General features: G+C 42.6%; 14 protein-coding genes. 5 read left to right on the plus strand and 9 right to left on the minus strand.

What is annotated here, in order from left to right; translation table 11 throughout:
* Positions 1 to 68 precede the first annotated feature (68 nt).
* Positions 69 to 3,953 carry a phosphoribosylformylglycinamidine synthase gene (purL, locus tag B3V56_RS13215; protein ID WP_289284399.1) on the plus strand — a complete coding sequence of 1,295 codons (3,885 nt, stop codon included), beginning with the start codon at positions 69 to 71 and terminating at the stop codon, positions 3,951 to 3,953.
* A 56-nt stretch (positions 3,954 to 4,009) separates the two neighbouring features.
* Here purL and B3V56_RS13220 read toward each other — a convergent pair whose 3' ends face one another.
* Positions 4,010 to 6,022, minus strand: a complete 2,013-nt coding sequence (locus tag B3V56_RS13220) for a methyl-accepting chemotaxis protein (protein ID WP_289284400.1) — start codon at positions 6,020 to 6,022, stop codon at positions 4,010 to 4,012.
* A gap of 314 nt (positions 6,023 to 6,336) precedes the next feature.
* On the opposite strand from B3V56_RS13220, the gene B3V56_RS13225 reads away from it, so the two are divergent.
* The 3 genes from B3V56_RS13225 (at position 6,337) to B3V56_RS13235 (ending at position 10,215) form a co-directional block, all read left to right on the plus strand.
* Complete coding sequence (locus tag B3V56_RS13225) at positions 6,337 to 8,502, plus strand: sensor domain-containing diguanylate cyclase (protein ID WP_289282906.1); 2,166 nt, start codon at positions 6,337 to 6,339, stop codon at positions 8,500 to 8,502.
* Positions 8,503 to 8,610: 108 nt separating this feature from the next.
* On the plus strand, positions 8,611 to 9,036 hold the full coding sequence (locus tag B3V56_RS13230) for a plastocyanin/azurin family copper-binding protein (RefSeq protein ID WP_289282907.1): 426 nt from the start codon (positions 8,611 to 8,613) through the stop codon (positions 9,034 to 9,036).
* 96 nt (positions 9,037 to 9,132) lie between these two features.
* Positions 9,133 to 10,215, plus strand: a complete 1,083-nt coding sequence (locus tag B3V56_RS13235; protein ID WP_289282908.1) for a mechanosensitive ion channel family protein — start codon at positions 9,133 to 9,135, stop codon at positions 10,213 to 10,215.
* Between the two features lie 19 nt (positions 10,216 to 10,234).
* On the opposite strand, the gene bla is transcribed toward B3V56_RS13235, so the two are convergent.
* From bla to B3V56_RS13255, 4 genes are all read right to left on the minus strand, one after another.
* On the minus strand, positions 10,235 to 11,116 hold the full coding sequence (gene bla / locus B3V56_RS13240; protein WP_289284401.1) for a class A beta-lactamase: 882 nt from the start codon (positions 11,114 to 11,116) through the stop codon (positions 10,235 to 10,237).
* Between the two features lie 190 nt (positions 11,117 to 11,306).
* Complete coding sequence (locus B3V56_RS13245) at positions 11,307 to 12,017, minus strand: putative bifunctional diguanylate cyclase/phosphodiesterase (RefSeq protein WP_289282910.1); 711 nt, start codon at positions 12,015 to 12,017, stop codon at positions 11,307 to 11,309.
* A complete protein-coding gene (locus B3V56_RS13250) occupies positions 12,014 to 13,648 on the minus strand; it encodes a GGDEF domain-containing protein (RefSeq protein WP_289284402.1) in 1,635 nt (544 codons plus the stop codon). Before B3V56_RS13250 ends, B3V56_RS13245 begins: the two co-directional genes overlap by 4 nt.
* A 194-nt stretch (positions 13,649 to 13,842) precedes the next feature.
* A complete protein-coding gene (locus B3V56_RS13255) occupies positions 13,843 to 14,142 on the minus strand; it encodes a LysR substrate-binding domain-containing protein (RefSeq protein ID WP_349676210.1) in 300 nt (99 codons plus the stop codon).
* Positions 14,143 to 14,153: 11 nt separating this feature from the next.
* On the opposite strand from B3V56_RS13255, the gene B3V56_RS13260 reads away from it, so the two are divergent.
* Positions 14,154 to 14,393: an SDR family oxidoreductase gene (locus tag B3V56_RS13260; protein WP_289282913.1), complete on the plus strand. Its 240-nt coding sequence runs from the start codon at positions 14,154 to 14,156 to the stop codon at positions 14,391 to 14,393.
* Between the two features lie 5 nt (positions 14,394 to 14,398).
* On the opposite strand, the gene B3V56_RS13265 is transcribed toward B3V56_RS13260, so the two are convergent.
* The 4 genes from B3V56_RS13265 to B3V56_RS13280 all read right to left on the minus strand — a co-directional run bounded on the left by B3V56_RS13265 (position 14,399) and on the right by B3V56_RS13280 (position 17,730).
* A complete protein-coding gene (locus B3V56_RS13265) occupies positions 14,399 to 14,731 on the minus strand; it encodes a DMT family transporter (protein ID WP_289244737.1) in 333 nt (110 codons plus the stop codon).
* Positions 14,732 to 14,735: 4 nt separating this feature from the next.
* Complete coding sequence (locus B3V56_RS13270; protein WP_286304418.1) at positions 14,736 to 14,954, minus strand: VF530 family protein; 219 nt, start codon at positions 14,952 to 14,954, stop codon at positions 14,736 to 14,738.
* 164 nt (positions 14,955 to 15,118) lie between these two features.
* Positions 15,119 to 15,466 carry a 5-carboxymethyl-2-hydroxymuconate Delta-isomerase gene (locus B3V56_RS13275; RefSeq protein ID WP_289282914.1) on the minus strand — a complete coding sequence of 116 codons (348 nt, stop codon included), beginning with the start codon at positions 15,464 to 15,466 and terminating at the stop codon, positions 15,119 to 15,121.
* Between the two features lie 89 nt (positions 15,467 to 15,555).
* Positions 15,556 to 17,730 carry a glutamine synthetase III gene (locus tag B3V56_RS13280; RefSeq protein WP_289284403.1) on the minus strand — a complete coding sequence of 725 codons (2,175 nt, stop codon included), beginning with the start codon at positions 17,728 to 17,730 and terminating at the stop codon, positions 15,556 to 15,558.
* Between the last annotated feature and the right edge of the window lie 147 nt (positions 17,731 to 17,877).

The following is a 17,877-nucleotide window of genomic DNA, read 5'->3' on the forward strand; positions in this document are numbered from 1 at the left end:
TTTATTTGGGCGTTAAACCTTACATAAAGTATCATTATCGCTTTAGTTTATCTTGAATTGGGATCCGCATGCTGCAATTGATTGGCCGTCCGGCTTTTTCTGCTTTCCGTCTGGAGAAATTACTAAACAGCATTCAGGCCGAAGTGCCTGCTGTTACAGCTGTTAGAACAGAGTTTCGTTATTTTGTTGAAATAGAAGGTGAGTGTGTTTTGCCAGCAGCAGAACACCAGGTTATCGAAACACTACTTGAAGCAGAAATGCGTGATAGTGACGCCAAAGAAAACGAAACCTTTTTCTTAGTCACACCCAGACCGGGAACGATTTCACCCTGGTCAAGCAAAGCCACCGATATCGCGGTCAATAGTGGTGTAAAAGACATCGAACGTGTTGAGCGTGGCGTAGCTTTTTTTATTGAAGCCAACGAAACACTGACTCAGCATCAGAAATCCATTGTTCGTAGTTTATTACATGACCGCATGATTGAAACTGTGTTTGAAACAGTGGATGAGACAGACCGTTTATTCATGCATGGTAAATCACGTGAACTGGTGAGTGTGGATATCCTCATCGGTGGACGTGAAGCCTTAGTCACGGCCAATCAGCAAATGGGGCTGGCACTGGCTGAAGACGAAATTGATTATCTTTTTGAGAATTTCAGTTTGCTTGAGCGTAACCCAAATGACATTGAGTTAATGATGTTTGCTCAGGCTAACTCGGAGCATTGCCGTCATAAAATTTTCCGTGCCGACTGGATTATTGATGGTGAAACGCAGTCTCACACGCTGTTTAACATGATTCGTAATACGCATGACCTCAACCCTGATGGGGTCGTCAAAGCTTATAGTGATAACTCATCAGTGATTGAAGGTCCGAGAAGTCATCGATTCCAGGTGGATATGGCGACAGGGCAATATCACTATGAAGGTGAAATCCAGCATATCCTGATGAAGGTGGAAACCCATAACCATCCAACAGCGATTTCTCCCTTTCCTGGTGCTTCAACGGGGGCTGGTGGCGAAATTCGTGACGAAGGTGCAACTGGACGTGGTTCAAAACCAAAAGCGGGTTTAACGGGGTTTTCTGTGTCGAATCTGGAAATCCCAGGGTTTGAACAACCTTGGGAAACACCTTATGGCAAACCGGCGCGTATGGCCTCTGCTCGTGAGATTATGATCGATGGCCCTCTCGGTGGTGCGGCCTTCAATAATGAATTTGGTCGTCCGAATTTATGCGGTTATTTCCGTACTTTTGAAGTTCAAGTACCAACAGATAATGGCTTTGAAGTGCGGGGCTATCACAAACCTATTATGGTGGCTGGCGGCATGGGCTCTATCCGTCCACAACACGTTGAAAAAGGCATCATGGATCCAGGTGTGCAATTGATTGTACTGGGCGGTCCGGCAATGTTAATTGGTCTGGGAGGAAGTGCTGCTTCTTCAGTCAATTCCGGTGCCAGTGATGAGGGACTGGATTTTGCCTCAGTTCAACGTGGTAATCCTGAAATGGAACGCCGCTGTCAGGAAGTGATTGACCGCTGTGTGGCCTTAGGTGATCAAAACCCGATTATTGCCATTCACGATGTCGGTGCCGGTGGACTCTCCAATGCTTTCCCTGAACTGGTCGATGACAGTGGTCGTGGTGGTCGTTTTGAACTGCGTGTGATTCCTAATGATGAACCCAGTATGTCACCCATGGAAATCTGGTGTAATGAGTCTCAAGAGCGTTATGTGTTGGGTGTACATCCTGACCGTATTGATGAATTCAAAGCCATTTGTGAACGTGAGCGTTGCCCGTGGGCTGTTGTGGGGGAAACCACTGAAGAAGAACATTTATTACTCGGTGATGCCGATAATGAAACATCACCGATCGACATGCCACTGTCATTATTATTAGGTAAACCACCTAAAATGCTGCGTGACGTGAAACATACACAACATGAGCATCCAGATCTTGATTTTGCCGGTGTTTCACCCAGAATGGCTCTGGAACGTGTACTTACATTGCCAACGGTAGCCAGTAAGAACTTCCTAATTACCATCGGTGATAGAAGTGTAACAGGTTTGGTCGCACGTGATCAGATGGTAGGTCCATGGCAAGTGCCGGTAGCGGATTGTGCTGTCACTTTAGCCGATCACCATGATGTGTTAGGCGAAGCGATGTCGATGGGAGAGCGTGCACCGATTGCACTGATCAACGCACCTGCTTCAGGTCGAATGGCAGTGGGGGAAGCGATTACCAATATTGCCGCTGCCAAAATTGAAAAGTTGGGTGACATTAAATTATCAGCTAACTGGATGGCAGCATGTGGTCACCCTGGTGAAGATGCACTGTTATACGATACCGTCAAAGCGATTGGTATGGATCTCTGTCCTGAGTTAGGTATCGCTATTCCCGTCGGTAAGGACTCTTTGTCCATGAAAACGGTATGGGAAGATAAGGGCGAAACCAAAGCGGTGACTTCACCTTTATCTCTGATTATCAGCGCCTTTGCGCCTGTCACTGATGCCAGCGCAACGACCACGCCGCAATTACGTACTGATCGTGGTGATACTGATTTGATTTATATCGATCTGGGGCAAAATCACAACCGTTTGGGTGCTTCCGCTTTAGCTCAAGTATTCAAACAAGTGGGTAACACAGCTCCAGATATCGAAGATGCGACACATTTAAAAAACTTCTTTAACGCTATCCAACGACTGAAGAATGAAGATTTATTGCTGGCCTATCATGACAGAAGTGATGGCGGCCTCGCTGTTACCTTAGCTGAGATGGCTTTTTCCGGTCATTGTGGTCTGGATATTCACTTGAATGGTCTTGGTGAAGCCTTGCCGGTATTGTTCAATGAAGAATTAGGCGCGGTTATCCAAGTGCCTCATGCTGATTTGAATCATGTCATGAATATTCTTAAAGACTATAATTTGACCTCCATGTCATTTGCCATTGGTAAAGTGACTGAGCAGCAGCAAATACGCATCCATGTTGAGCAGGAACTGGTTATTGATGAGTCTCGTGTAACGTTGCAACGTTTCTGGGCTGAGACCAGTTACCAGATGCAGTCAATGCGTGATAATCCTGATTGTGCAAAACAAGAGTTTGATGCGTTATTGGATGAAAAAGATCCTGGTTTATTTGCCAAACCATCATTTAATCCGGCAGAAAATATTGCCAGCTCTCTGATCGTGAGTGGTCATCGTCCCAAGGTTGCCATTCTGCGTGAGCAAGGGGTAAATGGTCAGGTTGAAATGGCAGCGTCATTTGATCATGCAGGCTTTAATGCTATTGATGTGCACATGAGTGATGTGCTGGAAGGGCGTATTGATCTGAATGATTTTGTTGGCTTGGTTGCGTGTGGTGGGTTCTCATATGGTGATGTTTTAGGTGCAGGACGCGGTTGGGCCAGCACCATTTTGCATAATGAGACTGCCCGTCAACAGTTCTCAGCATTTTTCCATCGTGAAGATACGTTTGCGTTGGGTGTCTGTAATGGCTGTCAGATGTTGTCGCAGTTAAAAGAGTTGATACCTGGCAGTGAGCATTGGCCTCGATTCTCTCGTAACCTGTCTGAACAGTTTGAAGCACGTTTCTCACTGGTAGAGATTGTAGAGTCACCTTCAGTGTTATTGAAAGGGATGGCCGGTTCTGTGATGCCTATCGTTGTGGCTCACGGTGAAGGGCGTGTTGACTATGCCGAGACGGGGTCTGAAGATCAGGCGCTAGTGGCCATGCGTTATGTCGATCATTATGGTCAAGCTACGGAAGCTTACCCAATGAACCCAAATGGATCGATTAATGGCGTGACGGCACTGACGACAACCGATGGTCGGGTAACGATCATGATGCCGCACCCTGAGCGTGTAACGCGCACAGTTCAGCATTCATGGCATCCGGATGACTGGGGCAAAGATGGTCCGTGGGCAAGATTGTTCCAAAATGCGCGATGCTGGGTGAACTAAACCCGGATGTAAAAAAGGACCGAAAGGTCCTTTTTTTATGGCTAACGTAAAGAGAGCTATACTTTAAAACGTTGTGCAATCATATTGAGCTGCGTGGCGAGTGTCGCCAGGTTTTGACTAGCAGTAGCAATTTCTTCGCTGCTATGCATGTTATTTTCAGATAAGTCTGATACGCGTGTAATGTTACGATTGATTTCTTCTGAGACCAAACCTTGCTCTTCAGCAGCACTGGCAACATGTGTACTCATATCAGCGATTTGTGTCATCGAATTAACAATGTTTAATATCGATTGTGTGGCTGAGTCAGTGTAACCAACCATACCAGCGGCATTGGCTTTTTCTTTTTCCATCACGGCGACAGCTTCTTTTGTTTTCTGTTGTAAATTGTCGACCATGACTTGAATTTGTTCTGCCGATTCCTGAGTACGGTTGGCCAGTGAGCGAACTTCATCAGCTACAACAGCAAAACCGCGACCATGATCTCCTGCTCGTGCAGCTTCTATAGCCGCATTTAAGGCTAATAAATTGGTCTGCTCAGCCACCCCTTTAATAACAGTTAACACGGAACCTATTTGCTCACTACTTTGACTTAGTTCTTCAATGGTGCGCGCTGCATTTCCAACGTCTTCAGTTAGAGAGTTAATGGATTTTACCGTTTCACTTATGACGTCTTGTCCCGATTTTGACTCACTGTTCGCATTACGTACTTCTTCTGCTAACAGTTCAGCATTACGGGCGATTTCTTTAATCGTACTTGACATCTCATTCATCGCTGTGGCTATTTGCTCAGATTGCGATTGTTGTTCTTGTGAGTTGGATTGAGATTGCACAGTATTAGTAGATAACTCTTCAGATGCGGCTGCTAATTCAGTTGAGTTTTGTTTCAATTGATTCACTACGCCGTTTAAATGTTGTGTCATTGAGTTAAGTGCAATAAAGATATCAGCGGTTTCATCTTTGGCTGGACTGGTGATTGTGACGGTCAGATCACCTTCGGCGATCCGCTTGGTAGCGGTAATAATATTGTTGATTACCTGGATGATAGACCGATAAAAACCAATGAATAAATAGAGTGCCAGCGATAGGGCAATTAATATCACGGCAATCACCACATTTTTTTCAAGCTGTAGCATGGATAGACGATTATCTAGTAGTTCAGCCAATGCGTCAGCAAGATAATGATATACCACATAATTTGTGTCTATAGCTTCAGTACCCAGACTGAAAATAAATGCTGCTTCGGTGTTAATTTTCTCACTCTCGAGCATATCCTTTTCAATGACAGTGAGAAATTCTGTGAGTGCATTTTCTCTATCCAGCTCTAGCTTATTTAAAACGTCTGCCAACTGCGGATTGTGAGTAATAATATGTTCGATAGCTTGTTGAGTGGTATCCGCTTCATGTTTTACCTTGCTAAATGATGAAGCCAGTTTAATACGTTGACTGGTAGTCAATGATTCATTGGCAGCAATGCCCGAAGCAAGTCCGCGAGTTTGTCCGATACTCTCAGCGAGTACTGGGATATAACTGACAATCGTCTCAATAATGAATGTGGTGTTGAGGTCTGGATCGAGTATGAGTCCAGAATTGTGATTCACGGCATTCATGAGTTGTCTAAGTTTTGTAATTAACTCAGTATGCGCGGTAAAAATGGTATTGGGATCTGTTTCTGTTGCTGTATTGATAAGACTGGTCCAGTCACGTTTGATTTCGTCCCATAGTTGATTGGTGTCGAAGTGCTCGCCATATTCAGTATTGATGATATTGATTTGTTGAATACTCTGATCAATCTCTTTCCGTTTACTGAGAATTTTCTCTTCGAACTCTGCTGAGCCATTCAGATAGGCATTCGTCAAGCCACGATGTTGAGGCAATTGTTGATAGAGTGGTGTGATGGTTTTTATGTATTCCAAGCCTGATTGTTCTTTATGGCTTTCATTAACGATGTTGTTTAATTGGTGAATCAGTAGCAAAAATGTCACCGTGATAGGAATAAGCAGAAGCACTGTTATCAGTGACATTTTTTTGGGGTAGCTTAGCGAATTCATGAGTTTGGTCGCCAGATTCATTAGGGTCACCCTAAATTGTGTGGATATTTAAAATTTTTATTGGCATATAGTTCGTTTTCTTTAGTATGTGATGAGTGACTTTGTCGCCTCTCCACAGTGAGCATATCAAGTTGTTATTGCTAAGCCGTCTATTGCAAGGTGTTAATAGTGGCTGTCATTTGATGACGTATTCTGGAGTGATAAATTACCACTTAAGTAATCGACATTATTGCCGTAAAGTGATGAATGGAATATTGTGGTCCTGGATTGACCTAAATTTACAACGATTAGAAAGGATATCTAGTAATTCGGGTTTCTTTCTTTTTAGACAGTGAGTGATTGGATTGATAAAGGACTTAGTTACACCGTATCAGACTAGGGTTGTGCCAAGTTATGGTTTGCTAGTCGTATTTTTGTCGTTGCTCACTATCTTCCCTCCCGTCTTTGCTATGCAGCAGTATGAGAGCGAGCAGGTTACTGCCTGGCAATATCGCTGGGGTGATTCCGAATTTGTAAATGGTGAGCCTGAGTGGATTGTCACACCTGAACTACATAGTAGTGATTGGAAAGATATTGATTTCCCTTGTATGCCGCCTGATCGAGGGCAATATAATACCGTTTGGTTTAAGGCAACATTGCCGGATTCTGATCATGATTATTTGCATCCTGTTCTTTACGTCACCAGCATTGACTTAATGGCTGAAGTTTACCTGGAAGATAAAAAGATTTATCAATTTGGTGACTTAAATAATAAACAGCACAAGTCGTTTTATGGTTGGCCTTGGCACTCGATTGATTTGCCAGATGATTATGCGGGTAAAACTATTTATTTCAGGGTTTTTTCAAGCTACCGAGACATTGGTTTGTGGGGTGAAGTCAAACTATTTGAGAAAACACACCTACTGTTTTATCTTTTAGAAAAAGCGTATTTTGAAGTTCTAGTCGCTTTATTCTCATTGTTTGTCGCTATTATTACCTTGGCATTCTCGATGATGCATAGAGGGGAGCGACATTTTCTCTATTTATCATTATTTTCACTGACCTCTGCTGTAATGTTGCTGGCTGAGAATCCAGCTGTTCAATTTGTTTTTAATTACCCTCTAGTACGTGTTTATTTATTAGCGATCTCCTATTACGCATTACCCGTTATTACGAGTTTATTGTTGTCATCATGGTTTGATGACTGGCGACACAAATGGTTAATAAACATCGCTGTTGTCCATCTCATTTATCTTATTTCAGTGATAGGCCTATCTTTAGCGGGCCTAATAGAGCTTGCTGTTACATTCCCTATTTTTGATGCCATATTCGCCATCACGATACTTCTGATAATAGGCCTTGGCATCAGTAAGCGATATTCGTTGGCCTCCGATCAACATCTAGTCATGCTGTCCTTTACGGTATACGGCATATTTCTTTTATTGGATATGGGCATTGCTAATAGTGTTCTTCCCTGGATGCATTTGGATATTTCTGTTGGCGCGTTATTGTTTGCGCTTGTATTGATGCTTATTTCTTTACGTCATTATTCACATGTACAAAGCGCGTTAAAAGAACTGAATGAACACCTAGAAGTGAAGGTGGCTGAACGAACAGCTTCCTTGCATGCTTATGCCGAAGCTGAACAAGAACGTGCTGAACAGCTGCAGCGTCTGAATGTGCTCGGAGCCAGATTAGAAGAACTCAATAGTCGGTTACAAACCGTTGACAATCTCACTGAGGCAAGACATTTACTCATTAAAAAGCTTCCGGACGTTTTTATGCCTGTAGAATTGAGCGTAACAACATCACTTGACGGCGTATCTTTTGAGAGGCAATTGGCTCAAGTAGAACTGCAAGAGCTGGATGGCAGCTATAACGTATTTGTTTATCTGGTTTTAAATAATCTAAGTTCAAAAAAACTAATCAAACAAGACAATCTGAATGATTTCATCAACCGGGTTAAATTGCGTTTAGGTGTGACGCTTAGCAGTATCAAGTTAAAAGAAGAGCTGCATCGTTTTTCATTTGAAGATGCGCTGACAGGGCTTGCTAATCGACGTTTTTTTGATCTGGCACTGCATAGAGAAACTCAGCTGGCAAACCGACAGAAAAACCCATTGTCGCTCCTTATATGTGATATCGATCATTTCAAACATTTTAATGATGAATACGGGCATGAAGTCGGTGATTTTGTACTGAAAACATTAGCGCAATTGATGAATGAGTTTTTCCGTGAAACGGATATACCATGTCGTTATGGTGGTGAAGAATTTGTTGTGATTATGCCTGGCGCGACAATAGATGATGCGACAGAAAAAGCCGAGCTATTAAGGCGTATTGTTGCCGACAAACAGATGGTGTTTAACGGCAAACACATAGACAGCATCACCATTTCCATCGGGATCGCTGATTTAACCCCAAGTAGAAGTGAATCAGAACAGTTGTTAAGTGATGCAGATAAAGCCTTGTATATAGCAAAAGAATGCGGAAGAAACAGGGTAGAAACGACACACCCATAAATAAATTTCCATCTATATCAGAACTATATCAAACTTAATCTGACCAATATTCGCATGATTTTCACATGTCACTTGTTGAAATAATCATATACATAGAGAGGAGAAGTTATGAAAATGATGAAAAAAGTTTTATCTGGCGCTGCTATTGCAGGTTTATTCTTGTCAATGAATGCTTTTGCTGCTGACCATACTGTTACCGCACAAGGTCTGAAATATACGCCGCTCGTTGTTAAAGTGGCCCCTGGAGATAGTGTGAGCTGGACCAATATGAGCACACACAATGTAGAAATGATCGATAACTTGATTCCTGAAGGTACTGAAGCCTTTAAATCTGACATGAGTCAAGATGTCACACATACGTTTGATAAAGAAGGTATCTACATTTACAAATGCACTCCACATATCGGTGCAGGCATGGGCGGTGCGGTCATTGTTGGTAACCCAACCAACTTAGATGCGATTAAGGCTCAAGATGTTTCTGGTGGTATCGGACGAATTGTCAAAAAAGCCATTAAAGAAGCGGAATCAATGTAAATTCATTGAGCACCCACTGTAAAAAGCCGGTCATTACCGGCTTTTTTTATGGGTATAAGATGTGCATGAAAAAAGCGTGTCTTCTGAGGAATGAGTATGGATAAAGTGAATCAGATTTTTTCATCGTTACCAGAATGGTCAGTCGCTATTGTGGTTTTCATAAGTTTATTCATTCTCATGCTGATTATTAAAAAGTTCATTTTGCTTAGAGTTAGCAAAATCACTGCTAGAACAAGCTTTTTCTATGACAAGTTAGTGGTGAAAGTAATGAGCTTTCCTCTGACATTGTGCTTATTGGCATTAACGATAACACTGGCAGAGCACACGCTTCAGTATTTTGATATAGAAACAGAATTTAAATTTTTTCATGCTACTGCACAACTATTGATCGTCGCCGCACTGGTATTGTTCATAGATGGTTTTTTGACGGGTACGGTAGGTCATTATGCCGATAAGACGGCTACCTTAAAAAATAGTAGCTCTATTGTGCAAGGTATTACCCGTGCCATCATCCTTGGACTCGGCTTGTTGATTATCCTTGGCACGATGGGCATTGCCATCACGCCTATCATTGCTTCTTTAGGTATTACTTCACTGGCTGTTGCTTTAGCTTTACAGCCAACATTAACCAACTTCTTTTCAGGTGTTCAGCTTGTCATCGACAAACCAATACGTGTTGGTGACTTTATCGAGTTAGATTCGGGAGAGCAAGGCTTTGTCGAGAAGATTGGCTGGCGCACTACCTGGATCAGGATGTTACCCAATAACTTTATTATCATTCCAAATAGTGTTTTATCGCAGTCAAAAATCATTAACTACTATTACCCTGAAAAACAGCTTTCAGTACCAGTAGAAGTCGGTGTGCATTATGATTCTGATTTAGAGCATGTCGAAAGAGTCACGCTGGAAGTGGCTCGCAATATCCTAAAAACACATAAGTGGGGTGTGCCTGATTATCAGACATTTGTTATTTTTCACACTTTTGATAATTCGAGTATTAATTTCACGGTCATGTTAAGAGCGAAAGAATATTTCAATCGCTTCTTCATTAAATCTGAGTTTATCAAGGCTTTACATCAGCGTTTTAAGGAAGAAAATATTACGATTCCTTATCCTATCAGGGCAATCAATTACCAGCAGGAGAATCCTCAATCAACAGTGGATGATAAGTCTGTATAACGTTTTATTTATTATCGATTTATAAACCAGGGAAAACGATTTTGCTAACTGACTCACTTATCTTGGCAAGCAATTCAGCTTTTTTTTGTTTCGTCAGCGTGGATTCAGAATAATAAATCACCAGTAAATAAGGTTTACCTGTTTCTGGCCAGATAATCGCTACATCATTAAAGGCTCCGTTAGGACCAGAGCCCGTTTTATCACCTACTAGCCAGGTGGACGGGACGCCCGCACGTATTTTGTCATCACCTGTTTGATTGCCTATTAGCCATTGAATAAGCCGTTGTTTGGATACGTCGGATAAATGATCACCAAGCAACAGGGTGTTCAGCGTCGCCAACATCGCTGCAGGTGTTGTTGTATCTCTAAGGTCGCCTGCCAAGTTGCTGTTAAGAGCAGGTTCTATTCTGTCGAGTCTTGTGGTGTTATCGCCTATCGAACGCAAATAGTCGGTTAATGCCTCTGGGCCACCTATTGTTTTTAATAATAAATTGGCCGCAGTGTTGTCACTGAGTTGTAATGTCGCCTGGCTTAACGCTGCTACCGACATGACGCCTTCATCAAGATGTGTTTTGGTGACCGGGGCATAATCCAGTATGTCAGCACGATCGTAATGAATCGGACGAGACAGACTTTCTTGATGCTGATCAATTCGGTGTAAGACATTAGCAACCAGTAAAACTTTGAAGGTGCTACACAATGCAAAACGTTCATTAGCACGATAATGCAGTTGAAATTGGTGTTGTAGGTCATAAGCGGCAATGCCCAGTCTCCCGCCATATTCTTTTTCTAATTGGGCAAATGTTGTCTGCCAATTTATGCCTTCATTATCAGCAGAGCTGACACTATTTACCGTGAATAAAAGACTAAAAAAGGTGGCTAAGCTGAGTAAGAATTTCATTGTGATAGGCGGTTTCTGGTGAACAAGGGGGCATATATTAACCGATTTCAGAGAGGGATAGGGCTGACATAGGGAAACGATTGTATTGTGCTTTGGGTGTGTTAAGCACAGATGAAACCTAGATAACTGGTTAAGCGTCAACTATCAAGTGAGAAAACAGAGCAGTGTTGTAGGACCTTCAGACGTAAAATTAGATTTTAACCGCATTCATATGTTGGTTTATGTATTTATTAAACTCTTCCATCGGCATGGGGTTGCCAAATAAATAACCTTGATAATTCAGGCAACCATGTTTAGCTAGGAATGCTTCCTGAGCATCCGTTTCGACCCCCTCAGCGATGACAGTCATGCCCATGTGACTACTCATATTGATAACGGTGCGAATGATATGAGCATCATTGGCATTTTTTAGCATATGATCCACAAAACTTTTATCGATCTTTATTTCATCCAGTGGAAAACTTCGCAATATGGAGAGTGATGAATAGCCTGTCCCAAAGTCATCCAGAGATAAAGTGATGCCATGAGACCGTAATTTGTCTATTTTTATAGCAAGTTCATTAATGTTCTTTAGCATTAGGCTTTCAGTGATTTCCAGTCGCAAACGTGAGCCGGAGCACTGATGTGTTTCAATGCTGGATAAGACCGTATCAACAAAATTCTTTTGCATAAATTGGCGAGCGCTGATGTTGACCGATAAAACTAAATTAGCCGTAGCCGGGTCTTGTTGCCAGACAGCTAATTGTCTACAAGCATGTTGAAGTACTTCAGTGCCTATGCGGTTAATAATGTCTGAGTCTTCTGCAAGAGGAATGAATTCGGCCGGTGAAATCATGCCATGTTTAGGATGCTGCCAGCGTAGTAGAATTTCAGCACCAATAGGTTCATGCAGGTGGTTCACCTGGGTTGGAAATAGGGGAGAATGTCGCGATTGAATACGGCATCTCTTAGATCATTTTCCAGACTGGCTTTGAATTCAATACTGGGCTGAAGCGCTTCATCAAAAAATCGAAAACAACTACGACCATCTGACTTGGCCTGAAACATAGCGTTATCAGCACGTTTAAATACTTCATTAACGGATAAGGTTTCGCCCTGAAATGTGCAAATGCCTATGCTGCATGAGGTACGATATTGCACGTTACCAATATTATATATATCACTGATACCATTAATAATTTTGTTGGAAATAACTTCAGATATTTCTTTGCTTTTGTTAGCGGTGTTACCAATATTTTGGATCAAAATAACAAACTCATCTCCACCAAAACGGGCAATGGTGTCTTCATCCCTTAAAATGGTTTTCAGTCGAGTGGATACCGATTTGAGAAGCATGTCACCCACTGAGTGCCCATGAAGATCGTTAATGTTTTTGAAGTTATCTAAATCAATAAAAAACACGGCACAGTGAGATTGGTTGCGACTACTGGTGTGCATGGCCTGTGTGACGCGATCGGTCAGCAAACGTCGGTTGGGCAAATCTGTTAGCGTGTCATAGTAAGCCAGATATTGGATTTCATCCTGACTCTTTTTAAACTCGGTTTTATTTTGAACCAAGGTTGCCAAGCCAACGACATGGTTATGATTGTCACGCAAAGCGGTGTAAGTCCATTCGCAGAAAATAATGTCACCCTCCTTGGTCAAATTTTCATTTTGACAATGACTGGAGCTACCCTCAGTAATAAATTGCTTCATTTTTTGGATGACATGCTCCTGAATGTCGATTGGTAACAGGAAACGGGCATGTTGATGAATTGCTTCATCCTGCTGATAACCAAATATTTGCTCAGCTGCAGCATTCCATGACACAACCTGGAGGCTCAAATCCCATTCAATCACCCCCATCGGTGTGTGGTCTAAGTGAATACGTTGATGTTGTGATAACTTCTCAATTTCAGCTTGTTGTTTTATCGCTGCGTGATGTAGCAAGATATTTTCACGCAGTTTTTTACCTAAATTTGATGATGCAATAGAGATATAAACAATATATACGGCGAGTAAAACCGCCATGGCCAGTGATAATTCTATTTCATTGCTAAAAAAACCAGGTAATGACAGCAAATAGATACTGCCGGAAAATAGTTTGGAGGTGATGGCATCCACGGAATACACCACCATCGCACCACCTGTGACACCGACAATAACGAGTGTGATAAAGGCTTTATGAGCGACTTCGTTGGTTTCAGAAAGAAAGTAATAACCAGCCAGCCCCCAAACCATGCCACAAGCCAAAGTGGATAAGCGAAAGATATTGAGCCAAGTGTCAGGGTTTGAGTTATTCGTATTGTGTTGTTTGAAATAAATGGTGGAATATAAACGTAATCCATAAACTGCGCTAAAGATTAGACACCAAGAGGTTAAGATTGTCTTGTTGACCTGGTCATACTCAACATAAGCCAATGTTAAGGCAACGAGACTCGCCACAATAATCGATTTAAGATTGCTGCTATAGAGCATGTTGATGATGTCGACTTTCAAAGCCATTTTTTCATCATGCTCGCTAGGGAGTAATGAAGCTGTGTTCGTATCCAAGCGCAAAAATCCTCTCTTTACATGAACCATCTCGTGAGCATTTTTCACCTGTTTTCAATTGCCTAGTTGAAAACACGCAATGTTCAAATGGTTTTAGCACAGAAAAAAATTACTGTCTATTTTGTCGCAGATCGTCTACTTCTCTTCAGCATGGTCGAATTCCTCTTCACAGCATTGTTTGTTAACTCTTGTAACTAAGCCATAAATAAACTCAGACGTTTAGGCACGTGACGACGAGAGGCATAAATAATGGATAAAGGAATGACCGGGGCGGGATGTTGAGGCAGTATCTCGACTAATTCACCACTTGCAAGATAAGGCTGGGCAGTCAGGGCGGGTAATTGCGCGATACCCTGTCCGGATAAACAGGCGTATAAGTAGGCATCAGAATTATTGACTTGTAGCCTGCTTTTCATCTCGACTAGATGAAGTTGATGCTGATCAATATGTTCAAATATAGCAGCCTGAATTTGCAGGTTTTGTGCATAATCGATGAGGTAATGGCTTGCTAAATCATCTACTGCTTCGGGTTAATACACTGGCGCCAGGTGCAGTTGAAACTGATTTTGGCGGTGGTGCTGTTCGTGATAACACTGAGTTGAACCGCAGCATTGCTAATCAAACTGCATTAGGCAGAGTGGGATTACCCGATGATATTGCTAAGGCATTGGCCATGCTGGTGAGTGATGACAGTTCATGGGTTACGGGTCAACGAATCGAGGCGTCTGGCGGCATGTTTTTATAAAAAATTCAGTGTCCGCCGGTATTAGAAAATAAGTTAATGACAAGTACGCCTGAGATGATTAAGCCCATTCCGAGAAGGGCAGGTAAATCGAGTTTTTGCCCATATACTATCCATGAGATGATAGCGATGAGCACAATGCCCAAGCCTGCCCAGATAGCATAAGCAATACCGACAGGAATCACTCTTAACGACAATGTCAGAAAATAAAAAGCAGTCAGGTAACCCGTAACAACGATAAGTGTCGGAACAAGTCGCGTAAATTCGTGGCTGGCTTTCAGCGCTGAGGTCGCAATGACCTCAGCGATGATGGCAATGGCGAGATATATCCAGTGTGGCACTGACTTACCTTTTGAATGTAGTGATATAAAGCTGCTCGACTTTTTTCCTTGCCCAATCTGTTCGACGCAGAAATTTTAATGACGACTTAATAGAAGGGTCGTTTTTAAAACAGTTCAGGTTAATTCTCTGAGCGAAACCTTCCCAGCCATAATGATCGACCAGTTCAGTGACAATGGTTTCGAGGGTGATGCCATGCAGTGGGTTGTTAGGTTGCTGATTCATAAATAGGCTTTTTTCTAGATGTCATTTCAAGTATGAAGTCATGTTTACTTTAAAGCTTAATCATGACGGCTACTGTATGACTTAAGATTAACATTCAAACAATAAACGCGTTGTAATATCTTTTGCTGCCGGCATGATGAAACTAAGTCATTCATAACGCTGGGTTAGGCTAATGTTGTTTTTGCGTATGTGGCTGTGTTCATCTCCACCGTTTCTGCGGTGATAGTGATATCGAATAAAGGTAATGTTGTACAAAGCCGTTCAACGATTAAATTATTTAAACGTTTCTTTTGCTCCAGGGTGCGCCCTTGATGCAGTCTGACAGTCACGTGCAAAAAGTGTGTGTGATGATCGCCGAGCCTAAACGTTTGGTAAGCAATACTGCGTGTTTTGATATGCTCAGGTTTGAATAAAAGAGAATCTATCGCTGCTTGATGAACAGTATTCACTAATGTCTCAGCTGAAGTGAGCTCAGCCAGAGTCGTTGAATATTCGATAATACAATGTGGCACCGCAATTCTCCTGACTGTATCTGTAGAAACGATATGACACCACTAAAAGAAAAGGCCGCTTAAAGCGGCCTTAATAGCAATGACATCAGTTATTTGATAAATAACATCTCGCGATATTTAGGCAGTGGCCATAAGTCGTCAGCCACTTCACCTTCAAGCGTATCAACATGTAAACGCACTTTATCCATCAACTGACGGATATCATTTGCACAGAAGTTCATATGTGCTTCAATTGAATCAAAGTCATGCTTATTTAAAGCCGCTTCAAGTTCGCTGACCGTGGCCAACATAGCATTGGTTTCCTGAGCAATCAGACTCACCACGGAATTATTCATCTCTATTCCCATGTCTGCCATACTGGTATGGGTGACGGACAGTTCTGTCAGATACTGCGATGCGGATGGGTAAATCAACGTTTTTGCCATCTCAACTACGAGCTTGGCTTCCACTTCAATAGAAAGAATATATTGCTCGGCGTATACCTCAAAGCGGCTTTCCAGTTCGACAGGTGTGAATACACCAGTGCGAGAGAATAACTCACGGATAGCCTCATCACGAAGGTAAGGCAGAGCATCAGCAGAAGTCGGTAAGTTTTTCAGACCACGCACGTCTACCGCCGCTTTGTGCCATTCTTCAGAATAGCCATCGCCACCGAAAACAACATTACCGTGTTGTTCCATTAACTCTTTCAGAACGGCCAGTACTGCGGTGGTTTGATCTTTGCCGCTATCTAATTCAGCTTTTAATTTCTCAGCAATCCAGTCAAGCGAGCCAGCCAGCATTGTATTCATGGCCACTAAGGGGCCAGATACCGATTGGGATGAACCCACAGCACGGAACTCAAAGCGATTACCAGTGAAAGCAAAAGGGGATGTACGGTTACGATCACCTGGATCACGTTCAAATTTTAGAATTTGTGACAGGCCCAGATCCATCTCGCCACCTTTTTTCGAGGTCGCAATATCACCCGCTTTAATATCCTGGAATACTTTTTCTAACTGGTCACCAAGATAAACCGATAAAATCGCTGGAGGCGCTTCATTCGCACCCAAACGATGATCGTTTGAGGCAGAAGCAATCACTGCACGAAGCAAGGGGCCGTATTTGTGTACACCACGAATAACTGCGCCACAGAATAATAAGAAATTCAGATTATCATGCGGTGTTTTACCTGGATCTAATAAATTACCTTGTGTGGCATTGCTGACCGACCAGTTAACGTGTTTACCTGAGCCATTAACACCAGCAAAAGGTTTTTCATGTAGCAGACACATGAAGCCATGTTTTTTTGCTGTGGCTTTCATCAAGGTCATCATTAATTGTTGATGGTCTGCAGCAATATTGGCTGACTCAAAATAAGGGGCTATCTCAAATTGACCGGGAGCGACTTCGTTATGGTGGGTTTTAGCAGGAATACCTAAGCGGTATAACTGGTCTTCGAAGTCTTGCATAAAGACCTGGACACGTTCCGGGATAGCACCGAAGTAATGGTCATCAAACTGTTGGCCTTTAGCTGGTGCAGCGCCAAATAATGTTCGACCAGCTAAAAGCAGGTCAGGACGTGCTAGAGCAAAATTACTATCGACCAGGAAATATTCTTGCTCAGCGCCACAGCTTGAGTTAAGCGGCGCAATCTCGGTTTCACCCATTAAAGCCAGCACTTTTCTGGCCGCACGATCCATGGCTGAGATGGACCGTAGTAATGGGATTTTCTTATCAAGTGCTTCACCGGTCCATGACATGAAAACACTTGGGATCATCAACGTAGAGCCGTTTTCTGTGTGCATAATGAACGCAGGGCTGGTCGGATCCCAAGCTGTATAGCCACGAGCCGCATTGGTCATGCGTAAGCTACCGTTAGGGAAAGACGAACCATCAGGCTCACCCTTAATCAATAAGCTGCCAGAAAATTCTGTAATCGCATTGCCTTCAGCATTGGTCACAATAAAACCGTCGTGTTTTTCTGCGGTGATATTGGTCATCGGGTAGAAAATATGAGAGAAAAACTTCACGCCTTTAGACAAGGCCCAGTTTTTCATGGCTGCAGCCACCACATCGGCAACGGCTGGATCTAATGGCGCACCGGTTTGAACAGTCTGTTTAAAGGCTTTGAAGGCAGACTTATTTAATGCTTCCTCCATTTTTGCCAGATTGAAAACATCCGTCGCCCAGATTTTATCTATCGGTTCAGATTTGTGAACAGTTGTTTTTTGACGGTTTGTAATATTTGAAATCGCTTGCAGGCGAGATTCATTTCCACTCATTTTCTATCCCTTAATCGCTGATGATTAATTGTTAATGTGATAAACGCAGTCGCTTTTTGGCGCATCAACTTTATTGATTGCGCATGTAATAGTGCTGTCGTTAGCACGGTTGTATCCCGACGCGAGCATCCCACCGTCTTTGTTTAT

The sequence above is a fragment of the Methylophaga sp. UBA2513 genome (assembly GCF_002341285.1).
In the GTDB taxonomy this organism is placed as follows: Bacteria; Pseudomonadota; Gammaproteobacteria; order Nitrosococcales; family Methylophagaceae; genus Methylophaga; species Methylophaga marina.